Raw genomic sequence first — 16,874 nt, 5'->3', positions numbered from 1 at the left:
AGAAGGAGTTAAGCTCTTGCACATTCTGGTTCTCGGCGCCGCCGGCATGGTCGGCCGCAAATTCTGTGAACGGCTGCTGCGCGACGGTCGGCTCGGCAAGAGCGACATCACGAAACTCACCATGCATGACGTGGTCGAGCCGAAGAAGCCGGAGAAGGCCGGTTTTCCGGTCGAGACCGTCTCGGGCGATTTCGCCGTCCCGGGCGCTGCCGAGAAGCTGATCGCGGGCCGTCCCGACGCGATCTTTCATCTCGCCGCGATCGTCTCGGGCGAGGCCGAGCTCGATTTCGACAAGGGCTACCGCATCAACCTCGACGGCACGCGGATGCTGCTCGACGCCATCAGGCTCGTCGGCGGCGGCTACAAGCCGCGCGTGGTGTTCACGTCCTCGATCGCCGTGTTCGGCGCGCCGTTCCCGGATGCAATCGGCGACGAGTTCTTCCACACCCCGCTGCTCAGCTACGGCACCCAGAAGGCGATCGGCGAACTCCTGCTCGCCGACTATTCGCGCCGCGGCTTCCTCGACGGCATCGGCATCCGCCTGCCGACCATCTGCATCCGGCCCGGCCTGCCCAACAAGGCGGCATCGGGCTTCTTCTCCAACATCCTGCGTGAGCCGCTGGCCGGCAAGGAAGCGGTGCTCCCGGTCTCCGAAGACGTCCGCCACTGGCACGCCACGCCGCGCTCCGCGGTCGGCTTCCTGCTCCACGCCGGCACCATGGACCTCTCAACCGTCGGCCCGCGTCGCAACCTGACCATGCCCGGCCTGTCGGCCACCGTCGGCGAGCAGATCGCTGCATTGAAGCGGGTTGCCGGCGAAAAGGTTGCCGCCCGCATCAAGCGCGAGCCCGATCCCTTCATCGTCGGCATCGTCGGCGGCTGGCCGCGCAATTTCGATGCAAAGCGGTCGCGCGAGCTCGGATTCACCACCGCCGAGAAGACTTTCGACGATATCATCCGCATTCACATCGAAGACGAGCTCGGCGGCAACTTCGTCGCCTGACCTAACCGATGAACAGCGTGGATATGACGATGGCGAGCGTTGCTTGCATCGGCGAATGCATGGTCGAGCTCCGGCAGGCCCAGGGGGGCGCCTCTGCCGGCCAGGGGCAGGGCGGCGGGCTGTACTCGCGCGGCTTCGGCGGCGACACCCTCAACACGGCCGTCTATCTCGCGCGGCTCGAGGTCAAGGTCGATTATCTCACCGCGCTCGGCGACGATGCCTTGAGCGATGAGATGATCGCGGCCTGGAACGCGGAGAGCGTCGGTACGCGGCGCGTTGTGCGCTTGCCGGGCAAGCTGCCCGGCCTCTACATGATCCAGACGGATGCGAAGGGCGAGCGCCAGTTCTTCCACTGGCGCGACAGTGCGGCGGCGCGGCAGCTGATGAGCCTGCCGGAGACCGACGAGCTGCTCAACTCGCTGATGAGCTACGACATCGTCTATCTCTCGGCGATCACGCTCTCGATCTACGATGCGCCCGGACGCGAGCGTCTGTTCGCGGCGATCAAGCGCGCGCGCCTGCTCGGCACGCGTTTCGTGTTCGACAGCAATTTCCGCGCACGCGGATGGCCGGATCGCGACGTGGCGCGCGAGGCGTTCGCCGCGGCCTTTGCGGCCGCCGACATCGTGCTGACCTCGACCGAGGATTTGCTCGCGCTCTATCCCGGCGAGAGCCACGAGCAGCTGATGGCGCGCATTCCCACGCCCGAGCTGGTGTTCCGCCTCGCCGAGCCGGTGAGCCTCTTGCGCTTCCCGGGGGGGATCCACGAGGTCCGCGCCGAGCCCATGACCAAGCCCGTGGTCGACACCACCGCCGCCGGCGACAGCTTCGCCGCCGCCTATATCGCCGCCCGGCTCGCCGGCTCGGAACCGGTCGAGGCGGCCCAGGCCGGGCATCGCCTCGCCAGCCTCGTGATCTGCTATCCCGGCGCCATCATTCCGGGCTATGCCATGCCGCCGAAGAAGCGGCACCGGCCGGCGGCCTCTCGCCAAGCGACCAAGTAAACGAAAAGATCCCCAAGATGCCCACTGCTGCCCAACAGAACCACCTCGTCGCGCTGTTCAAGGCCGCGACCGTCATTCCCGTTCTCACCATCGAGCGTATCCAGGATGCCGTGCCGCTGGCGCGTGCGCTGGTTGCCGGCGGCGTCCGCACGCTGGAGGTGACCCTGCGCACCCCCGTTGCGATCGAGGCAGCGCGGGCGATGATGGCCGAGGTCCCCGAGGCGGTCGTCGGCATCGGCACGATTCTCAATCCGGCCGACTTCACCCGGGTCGAGAAGCTCGGTGTCGCATTCGGCATCAGCCCGGGCCTGACCCCCGATCTCCTCAAGGCCGCCGCTGACAGCTCCTTGCCGTTCGCGCCGGGCATCGCCACGGCGTCCGAGCTGATGATGGCGTTGGCGCAAGGGTTCGACGTGGCAAAATTCTTCCCGGCCGAGCAGGCCGGCGGCATCAAGGGCCTGCGGGCGCTCGGCGGACCGTTCCCGAACGTGCGGTTCTGCCCCACCGGCGGGGTCGGCGAGGCCAATGCGGCGACATGGCTCGCCGAGCCGAACGTGGTGGCGGTCGGCGGCTCCTGGCTGTGCCCGACGGCGGAGATCAGGGCCGGGAACTGGGCCGGCATAACTGCCATCTGCCAGCGCACGCTCCAGGCCCTGAAAGCCGCGTGAAGTCTTGCCATCCCTGGGCTAAGACTTAGCTCAGGTAAAAGACCTCAGGGAGAAGAGACCATGACCGCCAGCATCGTCGGATGGGCGCATACGCCGTTCGGCAAGTTCGACACCGAAACCGTCGAAAGCCTCGTCACCCGCGTCGCCAATGAGGCGCTGGCCGATGCCGGCATTTCGGCCTCCGACGTTGACGAGATCGTGTTAGGCCATTTCAACGCCGGCTTCTCGCCGCAGGATTTTACCGCCTCGCTGGTGCTCCAGGCCGACCCGAAGCTGCGCTTCAAGCCGGCGACCCGCGTCGAGAACGCCTGCGCCACGGGCTCGGCCGCGGTGCACCAGGGCCTGCGCGCGATTGCCGCAGGCGCAGCCAAAATCGTGCTGGTCGTCGGCGTCGAGCAGATGACCCGCACGCCGGGCCCGGAGATCGGCAAGAACCTGCTCAAGGCGTCCTATCTGCCGGAGGACGGCGATACGGTCGGCGGCTTCGCCGGCGTGTTCGGCAAGATCGCCAGCTCCTATTTCCAGAAATACGGCGACCAGTCCGATGCGCTGGCGCTGATCGCGGCCAAGAACCACAAGAACGGCGTCGCCAATCCCTTTGCCCAGATGCGCAAGGATTTTGGCTTCGACTTCTGCCGCGCCGAGAGCGAGAAGAACCCTTACGTCGCCGGCCCCCTGAAGCGCACCGACTGCTCGCTGGTCTCCGACGGTGCCGCGGCGCTGGTTTTGGCCGATGCCGAGACCGCCAAGGGCATGACCAAGTCGATCGGCTTCCGCGCCACCGCGCATGCCCAGGATTTCCTGCCGATGTCCAAGCGCGACATCCTCCAGTTCGAGGGCTGCACGGTCGCCTGGCAGCGGGCGCTGGAGAAGGCGGGCGTGACCCTGTCCGATCTCTCCTTCGTCGAGACCCATGACTGCTTCACCGTTGCCGAGCTGATCGAATACGAAGCCATGGGCTTGACGCCGAGGGGGCAGGGCGCCCGCGCCATCAAGGAGGGCTGGACCCTCAAGGACGGCAAGCTGCCGGTCAATCCGTCCGGCGGCCTCAAGGCCAAGGGCCACCCGATCGGCGCCACCGGCGTCTCCATGCACGTCATGACGGCGATGCAGCTCGCAGGGCAAGCGCCCGAGGGCATGCAGCTCAAAAATGCGAAACTCGGCGGCATCTTCAATATGGGCGGCGCGGCCGTCGCGAACTACGTCTCCATCCTGGAGCCGTTGAAGTAGGCTTGCGTAGGGTGGGTTGGCCTCGCGACTGCGCAAAGCGCGGTTCGCGCGGCGTAACCCACCCGACGCATTAAGTTCTTTGCGTTAGATCATGGTGGGCCCGCGTGGCCCCCTTAATGCTCTGATTGATTTTGCGGGAAATGCATCATGAGCACCAACTACGAAGATTCACTCTCGATGGACGCACTCAACGATCGCATTGCGATCCTCGAGGACAATATCCGGCAGCTCATCGAGCAGGCCGCCGCCGCCTCGGGCGAGCAGAATGAGTCGCGCATCGCCGACCGCATCAACCAGCAGAACGACGAGCTCGACCGTCTGATCAAGATCCGGGAATCCCGCCAGAAGAAATAGCAGCCGATATCGCCGCGCGGCGCATGCGGCCATACCCCGGTCGCCCTTGCGCGCGCGGGGCCACTGTCTTTAGCTGGACCGAAATCGCTGGGCCGCTTCCAGAGCCCGCGCAATCGGGAGCGAACGATGGGGCCGCTGAAGGGCATCAAGGTCATTGATATGACCACCGTGCTGATGGGGCCCTATGCGACCCAGATGCTCGGCGACTACGGTGCTGAAATCATCAAGGTGGAATCGCTCGACGGCGACGTCACCCGCCTGATCGGCCCGATGCGCCATGCCGGCATGGGCCCGGTGTTCCTCAACACCAACCGCAGCAAGCGCTCGATCTGCCTCGACCTGAAGAAGCCGGCCGGCCGCGAAGCCGTGCTGCGCCTTTTGAAGGACGCCGACGTGCTGGTCTACAACGTCCGTCCGCAGGCGATGGCGCGGCTGCAGCTCGGCTACGATGTCGTCTCCGAGATCAATCCGCGCCTCGTCTATGCCGGCGTGTTCGGCTTCGGCCAGGACGGACCCTATGCCGCAAAGCCGGCCTACGACGATCTGATCCAGGGTGCGACGGCGCTCCCCGCATTGATGGCGCAGACCGGCGACGGCGTGCCGCGCTACGTGCCGAACGCGCTGGTCGACCGCATCGTCGGCCTGACCGCCGTCGGCGCGATCTGCGCCAGCCTCGTGCACCGCGACCGCACCGGGCGCGGCCAGCGCGTAGATATCCCGATGTTCGAGACCATGGCCGGCTTCGTCATGGGCGACCACATGGGCGGCCTCACCTATGAGCCGCCGCTCGACAAGGGCGGCTATGCCCGCCACCTCTCGCGCGACCGCCGACCGTATAAGACGTCGGACGGCTATCTCAGCGTCATCGTCTATAACGACAAGCAGTGGGAGAATTTCTTCAAGGCGACGGGGCGCGATGATCTGCGTGCCGATCCCAAATTCGCAACCTTCGCCGGCCGCGCCGCCAACATCGATCTCGTCTATGCCGAGCTCGCGCGCATCTTCGAGACACGCACGACAGCAGAATGGATCGAGCTGCTGACGAAAGCGGACGTGCCGGTCATGCCGATGCACGATCTCGCTTCGATCCTGCACGACGAGCATCTGGAGGCGACCGGCTTCTTCCCGGTCGTGACGCATCCGACCGAAGGCCCGATCCGTAGCATGAAGGTGACAGCGACCTGGTCCGAGACCGAGGCCGAGCCGGTGCGCCTGGCGCCGCGGCTCAACGAGCACGGCGCGGAGATTCTTCGCGAGATCGGATATTCCGCCGACGAGATCGCGGCCATGGTTCGCGATGGCGTCACGCGTTCGGCGCCGGAGTAGGGGGAATGGCGATGACCGCAGCTCTCTCATCCGTCATTCCGGGGCGATGCGTAAGCATCGAACCCGGAATCTCGAGATTCCGGGTTCGGTCCTTCGGACCGCCCCGGAATGACGAGGAGGAGAGGCGATGAGCTTCATCACCGGCGTCGGCCTCACGCCTTTCGGCAAGCACGAGGGCTCGTCCTCGCTCGACCTGATGAGCAGGGCCGCGCAAGCTGCGCTCGACGATGCCGGGCTGAAGCGATCCGAGATCGACGGCATCCTCTGTGGCTACTCCACCGTCTCGCCGCACATCATGCTCGCTACCGTGTTCGCCGAGCATTTTGGCATTCGCCCGTCCTACGCCCATGCCGTGCAGGTCGGCGGCGCCACGGGGCTGGCGATGACCATGCTCGCGCATCATCTCGTCGTATCAGGTGTCGCGCGCAACGTGCTGGTCGTTGCCGGCGAGAACCGCCTCACCGGGCAGAGCCGCGATGCCTCGATCCAGGCGCTGGCGCAGGTCGGCCATCCCGACTACGAGGTGCCGCTGGGGCCGACCATCCCGGCCTATTACGGCCTCGTTGCCAACAGGTACATGCACGAATACGGCGTGACCGAAGAGGACCTTGCCGAATTCGCGGTGCTGATGCGCCGCCACGCCTGCACCCATCCGGGCGCGCAATTCCACGATCCCATCACCGTCGCCGACGTCATGGCCTCGAAGCCGGTCGCAATGCCGCTGAAGCTGCTCGACTGCTGCCCGGTGTCCGATGGCGGCGCGGCCTTCGTCATCAGCCGCGAGCGGACCGGGGAGACGGGCGTGCGCATCCGCGGCTGCGCACAGGCCCACACCCATCAGCATGTCACCGCCGCGCCCGCCCTCAGCGAGCTCGGCGCCGAGATCTCTATCGCGCGCGCCAGGGAGGCCACGGGCATTGCGATCTCAGACGTGCGCTATGCCGCGATCTACGACAGTTTTACGATCACGCTGGCCATGCTGCTGGAAGACCTCGGCCTTGCCGGCCGCGGCGAGGCGGCGGCCCGCGTCCGTGCAGGCCATTTTGGCCGCGATGGCGCGATACCACTGAACACCCATGGCGGCCTGCTCAGCTACGGTCATTGCGGTGTCGGCGGCGCCATGGCGCATCTGGTCGAGGCGCATTGGCAGATGACGGGGCGGGCGGCTAGCCGCCAGGTGCGCGACGCTTCGATCGCGCTGCTGCACGGCGACGGCGGCGTGCTGTCGTCCCATGTCAGCATGTTTCTGGAGCGGGTGCGATGAGCGAACGAATCGCGGACTGGACCAAGGGCGCGCAGACGATCACCTACCAGGCCTGCACCTCATGCGGTCATGTGCAGTATTTCCACCGCGCTTTCTGCGCGGCCTGCGGGGCATCCGATCTCCGCGAGCAGTGCGCCAGCGGCAAGGGCAGGGTCTACGCGACCTCGCTGGTCTGCCGCGCCGCCACGCCCGAGACGCGCGCCCACGTGCCCTACAACATTCTGCTGGTCGATTGCGCCGAGGGCTTTCGCATGATGGCGCATGGTGACAACGGGCTCGCCATCGGCGATTCGGTCGTCGCGAGCTTCAAGCCGTTCGCCGGAAAGCTCGTGCCGTTCTTCGCCAAAGAGAAATAGTGGAATTGGTACGCTGTAGCCCGGATGGAGCGCAGCGAAATCCGGGGTTTTCGCCTGACGGACAGACTTTCCCGGATTGCGCTTCGCTTCATCCGGGCTACACGACGAACAGTAGGATCCGTCATTCGGGGGCGGTCATGGGACCGAACCTGGAACGGGAATTCTGGGTCTGGCTTGTGCGAGAGCCCCCCCGGAATGACGAAAACACTCAGAACGCTTAACTCAACGCCCGTAGAACAGGATGCTGGCGATGACGAGCATCGCCGTCACCGCCAGCATATGCGCGAGCGCTCCCGAGGCCGCCCCCTTGGTGGCTTCCTTCATGCCGTTTTCTCCCTAGACTTGGGCGTGACTCATCGTTGCGCGGCGAGCGCGCACGACGGCCAATTGTTTTTACTCGGAACACCCCTTGCGAGTATCCGCCGTGATTTGTCCCCACGCGGCGAATATCGACTGTGTCAGGGTCGTTCAGCAATGCGGCGGCAATTTGACTCGATGATGTTGCTCCTGCGTCAACTCGCAATTACAGTTTCAGGGAACCCTCGCCGATGGCGACAAGAAGCATCAAAAGATCAGGGAAAACTTCAGGAAAATCATGGCCCGCATTCAGTACAGCGACCCGTCCAAGGCATCCGACCGCACCCGCGAAATCCTCGACAAGAACCGCCACGCCAACATCTTCCGGATGATGGCGCACTCGCCGAGCTACTTTGAGCAGTACTGCCGTCTTGGCGGCGCGATCAGGCACAAGGGCGAGCTCGATCCGGTCGTGCGCGAGCTTGCGATCACGCGCACCGGTATCCTGTGCCAGGCTCCGTATGAGATCGTCGCGCACAAGCGCATCGGCAAGAATGTCGGCGTCACCGACGAGCAGAACGAGGCGCTCGAGAACTGGCAGGCCGCGACCTGTTTCAACGAGGTGCAGCGGGCAGCGCTCGCCTTCACCGACGAGATCGTGAAATTGAACAAGCCGACCGATGCGACCTTCAAGGCGATCGCGTCGAAGCTCACGCCGGCCGCGTTGGTCGAGCTCCAGCTCTCGGTCGGCTTCTACATCATGACGTCAAAGTTCTTGGAGACGTTCGAGATCGATCTCCAGCCCGTCACCGAAGTGGTGGGCTGATCCGAAATCCGCGGAGAGGGATGCTCATGACGATCGACGAATACGCGGCCTGGGCCGCCACCATCGCGAAAGTTGATGAGCATCCTTCAAACGAGCGCCTGTCCTATCTCGGGCTCGGCCTCGCCGGTGAATCCGGCGAGGTCGCCGAGCACATCAAGAAGCTGCTGCGCGACGACTGGCTCGACAAGGCGGGTCTCGTCGAAGAGCTCGGCGATGTCATCTACTACTGGGCCTGCCTGTGCGCCGCGACCGGTCAACAGCCGTCCGAATTGCTGAAGGCCAGCGCGGCCAAGATCAAGCGGCGGATCAGCGAGGCGGCGAGCCGCTAGGCCGCTCACGTCGACGTCAAGATATCCACCTTCGCATTGGCGACGATCAGGCGGTCGGCCAGCAGCCGGGCGAGGTTGCGCATGATGCACTCGCTGGCGCGCGGGTGCTGCTGGCGGAAGCGCTCGAACTCCTTCAGCGGCGCTTCGAACGCCGTCGCCGCCATGTCGGCGAACACGTCGGCCGAGCGGGTCTGCTCCAGCAGCGCCATCTCGCCGAATGCCATGCCGGCGGTGAGTGTTGCCAGCCTGACGCCGTCGGGCAGCGTGACATGCACGGCGCCGCTGCGCAGGAAGAACAGGGCGTCGGCGGGATCGCCGGTGGTGAGGATTTTCGCGCCGGACTGGTAGGTCCTGATGGTGCAGAGCGAGGCGAGATCGGCCAGCTCTTGCTCGTTCAGCCCTGCCAGCAGCGGCTGTTCGGCGAGCTCGGTGGTCTCATGAAAGTCGATCGAGCCGCCATAGCGGTAGACGATCTGGTCTTCGGCCCATTCGATCGCGGTGTCGAGCAGGTAGAAGTCGCGCACGTTCTTCAGCTCCGCGGTCCATTCGCGCAAGCTGTTCCATTCCTTGGACGCACGCCTGACGCCCGACAGAACCACCGTGACATTGAGCGCGGCCAATTCCTCGAATGCTTCGGCGACGAGCCGCGCACCGGCGCGCGTCGTGGATGTCACGCGATGGAGATCGAAGATCACGAATTGCGGCCGCGGCCGCCCCGCAAGCCGGCGCGAGACGTAGTCGACCGCCGACAGCGATAGCGTGCCGACCAGCTCGATGATCCGTACCTCCTGCTCATGCGCGGCGAGGATCTCGCGCTCCTGCGGGCGGCGCACGCGGCGGGACGGGCTCTTGCCGATGTCGTAGTCAGCAATAACCGCGTTGCGCGCGTCGTCGCTGCGGTTGAGCATGTGCAGGTCGTAATGCGAGGACAGCGCCTCGCAGACCTTGATGCCGCGCACGCTGTTGCCGTGCTTGTCGAGTTTTGGCGAATAGCTGCCGAGCCCGAGGCGTGCCGGGAGCGCGGCCAGAATGCCGCCGCCGACGCCGCTCTTGGCGGGGATGCCGATCCGGTAGATCCATTCGCCGGCATAGTCGTACATGCCCGACGACGTCATCACCGACAGCGTGCGCGAGATCGCGTACGGCGTCATCACCTGCTCGCCGGTCACCGGATTGACGCCGCGATTGGCGAGCGTTGCCGCCATCACCGCGATGTCGCGCGCGTTGACCAGCACCGCGCATTGCCTGAAATAGACCTCGAGCACGGCGGCGACGTTGTCCGAGATCACCGCGTTGGTCTTGAGCAGATAGCCGATGGCGCGGTTGCGGTCGCCGGTCTGGCTCTCCGAGTTGTAGACCGCTTCATCCACGGCGAGGTCGCGGCCTGCGAAGCGGCTGAGCGCCAGCCGGATCTGCTCGAAGGCGACTGCGCCCTTGCTGTCGTAGATCAGCCCGGTGCAGGCGATCGCGCCGGCATTGACCATCGGGTTGAACGGATGGTTGTCGGAATTGAGCCGGATCGAGTTGAAGGGATCGCCGGAGGGTTCGACGCCGATTGCGCTCTCGACCTTGCCAGCGCCGAGCAGGTCCAGCGCCAGCGCGAACACGAACGGCTTTGACATCGACTGGATGGTGAAGGGCACGCGGCTGTCGCCGACCTCATAGACATGGCCGTCCAGCGTCGCCAGGCTGATGCCGAAATAGGCAGGGTCGGCCTTGCCGAGTTCGGGAATGTAGTCGGCCACATGGCCTGACGTTTCGGCCGAGAATTCGCTGAGGCAATTGTCCAGGAACCGCAGCAAGGGCGGCTTCGAACGGGTCCAGGCGGTGGCGAGAGGCGAGAGCGGTTTCATCGCCTCTCTTGTGCAACGCAATCAGGGCACGCGCAACCCGTTCGGCAAGGGCGACTGCCGCCGCACCAGCAGCAGGGCGATCAAGACGGTAGGCGCGAGGATGGCGAGCCCGAGCAGCGTGACCTGCATTTGCGACAGCGGCATGATGCCGCCGCCGGGGGTGGCCACCACGAAGCCGCCGATGACCAGCAGCACGCGGATCGGCCATTCCAATGCGCCTGTGCCGCGTAAGTCGCCGACGAAGGGCTGATAGCCCTGGATGCCGCCGCAGATGAACAGCGTGCCGAATGCGGCGAGCGCCATCAGGCCGAGGCCGGCGAGGTACGGGCTCGAGCCCTGCAGCACCAGCGCCGGATTGAGCACGAAGAAGAATGGGATGAAATAGATGATGCTGCCGACCCACATCGATTCCCAGCCCGTCTTCATCGCCGGCGAGCCGGCGATGCCTGCGGCCGCGAAGGAGGCGATCGCGACCGGCGGGGTGATCGACGACAGCATGCCCCAGTAGAAGATGAACATGTGCACGGCCATACGGTTGAGCCCGAGCTTCTCCAGCGCGGGCGCAACCAGGATGGCGAGGAAGATGTAGCAGGCCGTCGTCGTCAGCCCGAGGCCGAGGATCAGGCTGGTGAGCGCGCACATGCCGAGCAGCAGGAACGCATTGTCGCCGGCAATGTGCAGCAGGTCGTTGGCAAGGCTCGAGACCACGCCGGTCATCGAGAATGCGCCGATCAGCAGGCCGCAGCCGGCGAGGATGCCGACCAGCTCGACGAAGGTGCGCCCGTTGACCTCGAGGAACTTGCCGATTGTCGCCAGCGTCCAGCGCGTGTCCTTGGAGAAGAACTGGTTGAGCACCAGCAGCAGCGCGGTGGCGTAGAACGGCGCGTGGCTCTCGCGCTTGAAGTAGAGCAGCATCACGATCAGGAGCGCGATGACGAAGACGTAGTACCAGCCGTCCTTGATCGTATCCATGATCCGCGGCAGTTCGGCGCGCGGAATCCCCTTCAGCTTGTGGCGCGCGGCATAGGCGTCGACTTGCATGAACAGGCCGACATAATAGAGCGCGGCCGGAATGATCGCGGCAACCGCGACGTCGGCATAGCTGACATTGAGGAACTGCGCGATGACGAAGGCGGTCGCGCCCATCACCGGCGGCGCCAGCACTGCGCCGGTCGAGGCGCAGGCCTCGATGGCGCCAGCATAGGAGGCGCGAAAACCGCTCTTCTTCATGACCGGGATGGTCATGGTGCCGGCGGTGAGCACGTTGGAGATGATCGAGCCCGACATCATGCCGAGCAGGCCGCTGGCAAAGATGCAGACTTTTGCCGCGCCGCCGCGGAAGGTGCCGCACAGCGCGAAGGCGAGGTTGATGAAGAATTTTCCGGCGCCCGTCATCATCAGCGCGGTGCCAAACACCAGGAAGCCGATCACGGTGTCGGCGAAGGCCTGGATGGGAATGCCGAGCAGGCTTTCGCCCGAGAGCACATGATAGGCCGTCGCCTGTTCGATCGTCGATTGCGTGCCGCGGAACGGCCCAAGCCAGCTGGCTTCTGCGAACAACGGATAGACGGTGAAGGGCAAGACGCTCAGCAGCAGGCTCCAGCCGCCGGTGCGGCGCAGCGCCTCCATCAGCATCACCCACATCACGAGGCCTGCGGCAATCACGGTGTTGGGCGCGCCGCCGAATTCCCAGCCGGCCTCCGCCGCCTTGCGCACGTTCGACATCAGCAGCAGCGCGGCTGCGAAGGTCACGACGAAGAAGACGAGGTCATACCAGGGAATGCGGTCGAGCGGCGCGCGTTCGGTGCCCGGAAAGATCAGGAACGTGAACGGCAGCATCAAGGCGATCAGGAGATAGAAATATTCCGTGTTGAGCTGGGTGTAGCCGATGAAGAAGCGCAGCGAGAATTGCTGGTTGATGCAGAGCAGGATCGTCGCCGCGGTTGCAACGATCAGCGTCCAGCGCCAGGCGCCGCGAAGTGCGCGCACGCGCGTCACCTCCGCCTCCTGCATGTTGCCGGCCGCGCCGTGTGGATCGTCGAACACGATCCGCTTGGCCTCGTCCTTCGGGCCGGTGGAGGTGGAAGCAGAAGACATCATCGACCCCGCGCGTGGGCTGGTAACAGCTGGTGGACTAATCCTCGAACTCGTTCGGCATGTCGGCCTTCGCCAGCGCTGCGGCGCGCGCCTTCATCCAGCCGTCGAGGAACGCCTTGTCGTCCGACGGCGGATTGGACTTGCCGTAATCGGTCCAGGCTGCGCCGAGCACCTCCTGGCGCTTGATCAGCTTGTTGTTGTGCGCCTCCTGAGTGTCGCTCCATTGCCCGGCTTCTTTCAGCGCTTTCACCGCGCCGGGATGCACCGGCACCACCCAGTTCTTGGTCTGGCGGTCTGCGGCAAGCCCGCCGGCGCCGGGCGCGGAGTCCTTGTAGGCGTCGTAATTGACGATCATCGCCTTAGTGATGGCGTAGACCTGGTCGGCCGGTTGCGAGGCATAGGCGACGAAGATCGGGTAGGGGTAGTTGCCGAGCTCGACCGGCTTCTCCGGCGAGATGCCGGCGCCGCAGGTAGCTAACTGCGGGAAGAAGAACGAGCCGACCTTCTGCATCCGCGCCCAGCCCTCCTTGTCCTTGGCCGGCAGCGGCGGCCAGATCAGGCCGCGCGGCGAGGTCTCGGCTTCCTTGGCGGGGCCGGTGATGGTGGTGCCGAACGCGGCATCGACATCGTTGTTGATCAGGCCTTTCCACATCGCGCCGTAGCTTGCGAACTCGACGGCCTTGACGTCCTTCTGCGTCAGCCCGGCGAAGGCAAGCACCGCGAGCGAATTCTGGTTCAGCGCGGGCGAGCCGACCACGAAGCCGACGCGCTTGCCCTTGAGGTCCTTCAGCTCCTTGACACCGGTGTCCGCCGCAACGGCGAGCGAGCCGCAATTGCAGTCGACGGTCGAGAGCAGGATCTGGAGCGGCTGCGGCCCCCATTCCTTCGAGCCGAACTCGAACACGCCCTCCTGCGCGAAATAGGTGCCCGATCCCATCGCGGCGGAGGCCGCGCGCTTGGCGCGCAGCGGCGCAAGACGGGCGACGTCGTTGCCGGCGGGGAGCACGCGCACGTCGGTGCTGTATTTGTCCTTCATCATCTTGCCGACGCCGACCGCGATGTTGAAACCGGCTGTGCCGGTGTCATAGGCGGTGAACGTCAATGTCGCCGGCAGCTTGATATCTTCGGCGAATGCATAGCGTGTAGACGCAAAAGAAATGCCCGCCACCAAGGCAGGCACGAGCATGAGCAGCCCACGAAGCATGTTTTCCCTCCAATGATCCTCGCTTTGCCGCGAGGATTTTCTTTCTTTGTTTGAAACAAGGTTTTGTTTGAATCAGATCATGTCATCCGCATCAGACGATGGCAACGCCGTACCGCGCATGCAGGAATACGACTGACAGAATGTCGCGGAAACCTGGGATAACGCAGTCAGTTCGCGACGATCGCGATCGCCTGTCCCTCGGCAACGACATCGTCGAGCTTCACCAGAAGCGATGTGATCGTGCCGCTCGCGGGCGAGAGCACCGGGATCTCCATCTTCATGGCTTCGACGACCACAACGTCATCACCATCCGCGACGGTTCCTCCAACTTGCACGGGAGTTGCGCAGATGCGCCCCGCGATTTCAGTGACGATCTTTATTTCTGGCATGCCAATCGCCTTTTTGTTGTCGTCGCAAAATGCCTGAGGTAGCTTCGTCTGCAAGTGGAATTTAATTCCGCAGAGCGAAACATAGCGGTAGGGATCATGGGACGACGTTCGGAGCGGTTGAGTAGGCAAGGTGCACTCGCTGGCGAAGCCGGTGAGGGTGATGTCATCCAGGTGGTGTCGCGCGCGTTCGACGTGTTGCGATGCTTCGAGGGCCACGAGGCAAGGCTCGGCAATCTCGAGATTTCAAATCGCTGCGGCCTGCCGCGCTCGACGGTGTCGCGGCTCACGCACACGCTGACGCGCATGGGCCAGCTGGTGTATCTGCCGCGCGACCAGAAATATCGCATCGGCCCGAGCGCGGTGGCGATGAGCGCCTCGATGATGAAGGGCGCGCAGCTGCGCAGCATGATCCGCCAGCGGCTCCAGGAAGTCGCCGAGCAGTTGCCGGGCACGGTCGGCTTCGTCGTGCCCGATCGCTTCCATCTCGTCTATCTCCAGTTCGCGCGCTCGCCCTCTGCGCTCGGCCTGCACGAGGGCACCGGCAGCCGCATCTCGATGGCTTCGACCGCAGCAGGCGCGGCCTACACCGCGGCGCTGGCGCCGGAAGTCGGCGATGCCTTCATCGCGGAGATGGAGCGCGAAGCGCCGGAGGCTGCGAAGATCCTGAAGCCTCGCATCGAGGCCAACCGGCAGTCGCTGCGCGAGCGCGGCTATGTCGTGGCCTGCGGCCTCTGGAGTCCGCACATCAACGGCCTCGCGGTGCCGATCTGGTCGCCGCAGTATCAGACCTTCGTCGTCATCACGATTGGTCTTCTGTCCGCGATGTATGACGAGCAGCGTCTGCATGACGAGGTCGCTCCGCTCATGCTCGCGCTCGGCCGTTCGCTCGGCAGCCTGATGGAGGGCGCGGAAGGCGACGTCTTCAACAACCGCATCTCGCGCAAACCGGTCGCAATGGCCGTGCATAACAATAACAAGCCGATCAATTCGGAGGGAGTGAATGAACTGGAAGCCGGAACTCGACGAGCTCGCCCGGCGCGAAGCCTTCGCGCGGGAGATGGGCGGCGTTGACAAGGTCAAGCGACAGCATGACCAGGGCCGGCTGACTGTTCGGGAGCGTATCGACAAGCTGATCGACAAGGGCAGCTTCCACGAGATCGGTGCCGTCTCCGGCATCGGTGAGTACGATCACAGCGGCGATCTGAAGAAACTGACGCCGGCGAACTGCGTGTTCGGCCGCGCGCGCGTCGACGGCCGCACCGTGGTCGTGGTCGGCGACGATTTCACCGTGCGCGGCGGCTCGGCGGATGCGTCGATCTCGGCAAAGCCCCTGATGGCGGAGGAGATGGCGCACGACTTCCGCCTGCCCATCGTCCGCATCGTCGAAGGCTCGGGCGGCGGCGGTTCGGTGAAAACGATCGAGACCAAGGGCGCGGCCAATCTGCCTGGAGGCATCGGCGGCACGCGCTGGTACCGCTTCACGACGGAAAATCTGTCGCGCGTGCCCGTGGTTGCGCTCGGCCTCGGCTCGGTCGCAGGCCTCGGTGCTGCACGGCTTGCCGCCAGCCATTATTCGATCATGACGCGGAAGTCTGCGATGTTCGTCGCGGGCCCGCCGGTGGTGAAGGCGCTGGGGCAGGACCTCTCGAAGGAGGAGCTCGGCGGCGCCGAGATCCAGACCCGCGCCGGTGCGGTCGATCATGCCGTCGACACGGAGGAGGAGGCGTTCGCCTGTGCGCGCCGTTTCCTCTCTTACCTGCCGTCGTCGGTCTACGAGTTGCCGCCGACCTTGCCCTGCGCGGACAGTCCCGAGCGAAGCGACGAAGCGCTGATGAACGCGGTGCCGCGCAACCGCAAGCAGGTCTACAAGATGCGGCCGATCATCGAGTCGGTCGTGGACAAGGGCTCGTTCTTCGAGGTCGCCAAGAACTTCGGCAAGCCGATCATTGTCGGTCTGGCGCGCCTCGAAGGCCGGGCGGTGCTGCTGCTCGCCAGCGACAGCTTCCACTATGGCGGCTCCTGGACGGCCGATGCCTGCCAGAAGGTGGTGCGCTGGGTCGACTTCGCCGAGACCTTTCACCTGCCGGTGGTCTATCTCATGGACTGCCCCGGCTTCATGATCGGCCTCGATGCCGAGAAGGCCGCCACCATCCGCCACGGCGTCCGCGCCATGGCCGCGGTCAACCAGACCACGGTGCCCTGGTGCACCGTGATCCTGCGCAACGCCTTCGGCGTCGCCGGCGTCGTGCATCAGCCGGCCGACCGCTTCTCGATCCGCTACGCCTGGCCGTCAGCCTATTGGGGTTCGCTGCCGCTCGAGGGGGGCATTGAGGCCGCCTACCGCGCCGATATCGACGCGGCCGAGGATAAGGCTGCGAAACTGAAGGAGATCGAGGAGCGCCTCAACAAGCTGCGCTCGCCGTTCCGCTCGGCCGAGAAATTCTGGGTCGAGGAGATCATCGACCCCCGGAAGACGCGGTCGCTGCTGTGCGAGTTCGCGCGTCTCGCCGAGCCGCTGCGCAAGCCCGGCCCGCCGGAGAATTTTTCGATCAGGCCGTAAGGCCCGGCTGTCGCGGCGAACACCACCGTCATTGCGAGCCACCGGGTCCGCGCGAAGCGCGGCCCGCTGACAGGCTCCGCGAAGCAATCCAGAGTCTCCGCGGAAAGATTCTGG

Annotated in this window: 16 protein-coding genes; 12 read left to right on the top strand and 4 right to left on the bottom strand. The window is 65.2% G+C overall.

All coding sequences use genetic code 11. The features are described 5' to 3' along the window. Positions 1-16: 16 nt before the first annotated feature. The 10 genes from denD (at position 17) to JQ592_RS12685 (ending at position 8,657) form a co-directional block, all read left to right on the top strand. On the top strand, positions 17-1,003 hold the full coding sequence (gene denD / locus JQ592_RS12730) for a D-erythronate dehydrogenase (protein ID WP_211403198.1): 987 nt from the start codon (positions 17-19) through the stop codon (positions 1,001-1,003). A 29-nt stretch (positions 1,004-1,032) separates the two neighbouring features. Beyond that, entirely contained in the window at positions 1,033-2,007 is a 975-nt protein-coding gene (locus JQ592_RS12725; RefSeq protein WP_211403197.1) for a sugar kinase, read from the top strand. Between the two features lie 17 nt (positions 2,008-2,024). Continuing rightward, positions 2,025-2,675, top strand: coding sequence for a bifunctional 4-hydroxy-2-oxoglutarate aldolase/2-dehydro-3-deoxy-phosphogluconate aldolase (gene eda, locus JQ592_RS12720; protein WP_211403196.1), 651 nt, complete (start codon positions 2,025-2,027; stop codon positions 2,673-2,675). 60 nt (positions 2,676-2,735) lie between these two features. Then, complete coding sequence (locus JQ592_RS12715; protein ID WP_211403195.1) at positions 2,736-3,905, top strand: acetyl-CoA acetyltransferase; 1,170 nt, start codon at positions 2,736-2,738, stop codon at positions 3,903-3,905. A 147-nt stretch (positions 3,906-4,052) separates the two neighbouring features. Then, a complete protein-coding gene (locus tag JQ592_RS12710) occupies positions 4,053-4,259 on the top strand; it encodes a hypothetical protein (RefSeq protein WP_211403194.1) in 207 nt (68 codons plus the stop codon). Positions 4,260-4,385: 126 nt separating this feature from the next. Then, complete coding sequence (locus JQ592_RS12705; RefSeq protein ID WP_211403193.1) at positions 4,386-5,585, top strand: CaiB/BaiF CoA transferase family protein; 1,200 nt, start codon at positions 4,386-4,388, stop codon at positions 5,583-5,585. Between the two features lie 127 nt (positions 5,586-5,712). Next, positions 5,713-6,849 (top strand): thiolase family protein, encoded by a 1,137-nt coding sequence (locus tag JQ592_RS12700; RefSeq protein ID WP_211403192.1) that lies wholly within the window; start codon positions 5,713-5,715, stop codon positions 6,847-6,849. Then, on the top strand, positions 6,846-7,205 hold the full coding sequence (locus JQ592_RS12695) for a Zn-ribbon domain-containing OB-fold protein (protein ID WP_211403191.1): 360 nt from the start codon (positions 6,846-6,848) through the stop codon (positions 7,203-7,205). The genes JQ592_RS12700 and JQ592_RS12695 overlap by 4 nt, the downstream gene beginning before the upstream one ends. A 595-nt stretch (positions 7,206-7,800) precedes the next feature. Further along, positions 7,801-8,328 carry a carboxymuconolactone decarboxylase family protein gene (locus JQ592_RS12690; protein WP_211403190.1) on the top strand — a complete coding sequence of 176 codons (528 nt, stop codon included), beginning with the start codon at positions 7,801-7,803 and terminating at the stop codon, positions 8,326-8,328. Between the two features lie 26 nt (positions 8,329-8,354). Further along, positions 8,355-8,657: a nucleoside triphosphate pyrophosphohydrolase family protein gene (locus JQ592_RS12685; RefSeq protein WP_211403189.1), complete on the top strand. Its 303-nt coding sequence runs from the start codon at positions 8,355-8,357 to the stop codon at positions 8,655-8,657. A 5-nt stretch (positions 8,658-8,662) separates the two neighbouring features. Here the strand turns inward: JQ592_RS12685 and glsA are convergent, their stop codons facing one another. The 4 genes from glsA to JQ592_RS12665 all read right to left on the bottom strand — a co-directional run bounded on the left by glsA (position 8,663) and on the right by JQ592_RS12665 (position 14,200). Continuing rightward, positions 8,663-10,510, bottom strand: coding sequence for a glutaminase A (gene glsA, locus JQ592_RS12680; RefSeq protein WP_211403188.1), 1,848 nt, complete (start codon positions 10,508-10,510; stop codon positions 8,663-8,665). A 21-nt stretch (positions 10,511-10,531) separates the two neighbouring features. Further along, the gene (locus JQ592_RS12675; RefSeq protein ID WP_211403187.1) at positions 10,532-12,607 is read right to left on the bottom strand and encodes a TRAP transporter permease; all 2,076 of its coding nucleotides are present in this window, start codon (positions 12,605-12,607) and stop codon (positions 10,532-10,534) included. Between the two features lie 37 nt (positions 12,608-12,644). Further along, positions 12,645-13,811, bottom strand: coding sequence for a TAXI family TRAP transporter solute-binding subunit (locus JQ592_RS12670; protein ID WP_211403186.1), 1,167 nt, complete (start codon positions 13,809-13,811; stop codon positions 12,645-12,647). A gap of 167 nt (positions 13,812-13,978) precedes the next feature. Continuing rightward, entirely contained in the window at positions 13,979-14,200 is a 222-nt protein-coding gene (locus JQ592_RS12665) for an acetyl-CoA carboxylase biotin carboxyl carrier protein subunit (RefSeq protein WP_211403345.1), read from the bottom strand. Positions 14,201-14,296: 96 nt separating this feature from the next. On the opposite strand from JQ592_RS12665, the gene JQ592_RS12660 reads away from it, so the two are divergent. Further along, on the top strand, positions 14,297-15,271 hold the full coding sequence (locus JQ592_RS12660; protein WP_211403185.1) for an IclR family transcriptional regulator: 975 nt from the start codon (positions 14,297-14,299) through the stop codon (positions 15,269-15,271). Further along, positions 15,201-16,760 (top strand): acyl-CoA carboxylase subunit beta, encoded by a 1,560-nt coding sequence (locus JQ592_RS12655; protein WP_211403184.1) that lies wholly within the window; start codon positions 15,201-15,203, stop codon positions 16,758-16,760. Before JQ592_RS12660 ends, JQ592_RS12655 begins: the two co-directional genes overlap by 71 nt. The last annotated feature ends 114 nt before the right edge of the window (positions 16,761-16,874 follow it).

The organism is Bradyrhizobium iriomotense (assembly GCF_018129405.1).
Classification (GTDB): Bacteria; Pseudomonadota; Alphaproteobacteria; order Rhizobiales; family Xanthobacteraceae; genus Bradyrhizobium; species Bradyrhizobium iriomotense_B.
The sequence above is the reverse complement of the archived record's forward strand: the minus strand, read 5'-3'. Positions and strand labels throughout refer to the sequence as shown.

Coding starts and splice junctions, on each gene's coding strand:
- JQ592_RS12725 (WP_211403197.1), top strand. CDS start 1,033: ATGGCGAGCGTTGCTTGCATCGGCGAATGCATGGTCGAGCTCCGGCAG.
- eda (WP_211403196.1), top strand. CDS start 2,025: ATGCCCACTGCTGCCCAACAGAACCACCTCGTCGCGCTGTTCAAGGCC.
- JQ592_RS12715 (WP_211403195.1), top strand. CDS start 2,736: ATGACCGCCAGCATCGTCGGATGGGCGCATACGCCGTTCGGCAAGTTC.
- JQ592_RS12710 (WP_211403194.1), top strand. CDS start 4,053: ATGAGCACCAACTACGAAGATTCACTCTCGATGGACGCACTCAACGAT.
- JQ592_RS12705 (WP_211403193.1), top strand. CDS start 4,386: ATGGGGCCGCTGAAGGGCATCAAGGTCATTGATATGACCACCGTGCTG.
- JQ592_RS12700 (WP_211403192.1), top strand. CDS start 5,713: ATGAGCTTCATCACCGGCGTCGGCCTCACGCCTTTCGGCAAGCACGAG.
- JQ592_RS12695 (WP_211403191.1), top strand. CDS start 6,846: ATGAGCGAACGAATCGCGGACTGGACCAAGGGCGCGCAGACGATCACC.
- JQ592_RS12690 (WP_211403190.1), top strand. CDS start 7,801: ATGGCCCGCATTCAGTACAGCGACCCGTCCAAGGCATCCGACCGCACC.
- JQ592_RS12685 (WP_211403189.1), top strand. CDS start 8,355: ATGACGATCGACGAATACGCGGCCTGGGCCGCCACCATCGCGAAAGTT.
- glsA (WP_211403188.1), bottom strand. CDS start 10,510: ATGAAACCGCTCTCGCCTCTCGCCACCGCCTGGACCCGTTCGAAGCCG.
- JQ592_RS12675 (WP_211403187.1), bottom strand. CDS start 12,607: ATGTCTTCTGCTTCCACCTCCACCGGCCCGAAGGACGAGGCCAAGCGG.
- JQ592_RS12670 (WP_211403186.1), bottom strand. CDS start 13,811: ATGCTTCGTGGGCTGCTCATGCTCGTGCCTGCCTTGGTGGCGGGCATT.
- JQ592_RS12665 (WP_211403345.1), bottom strand. CDS start 14,200: ATGCCAGAAATAAAGATCGTCACTGAAATCGCGGGGCGCATCTGCGCA.
- JQ592_RS12660 (WP_211403185.1), top strand. CDS start 14,297: ATGGGACGACGTTCGGAGCGGTTGAGTAGGCAAGGTGCACTCGCTGGC.
- JQ592_RS12655 (WP_211403184.1), top strand. CDS start 15,201: ATGAACTGGAAGCCGGAACTCGACGAGCTCGCCCGGCGCGAAGCCTTC.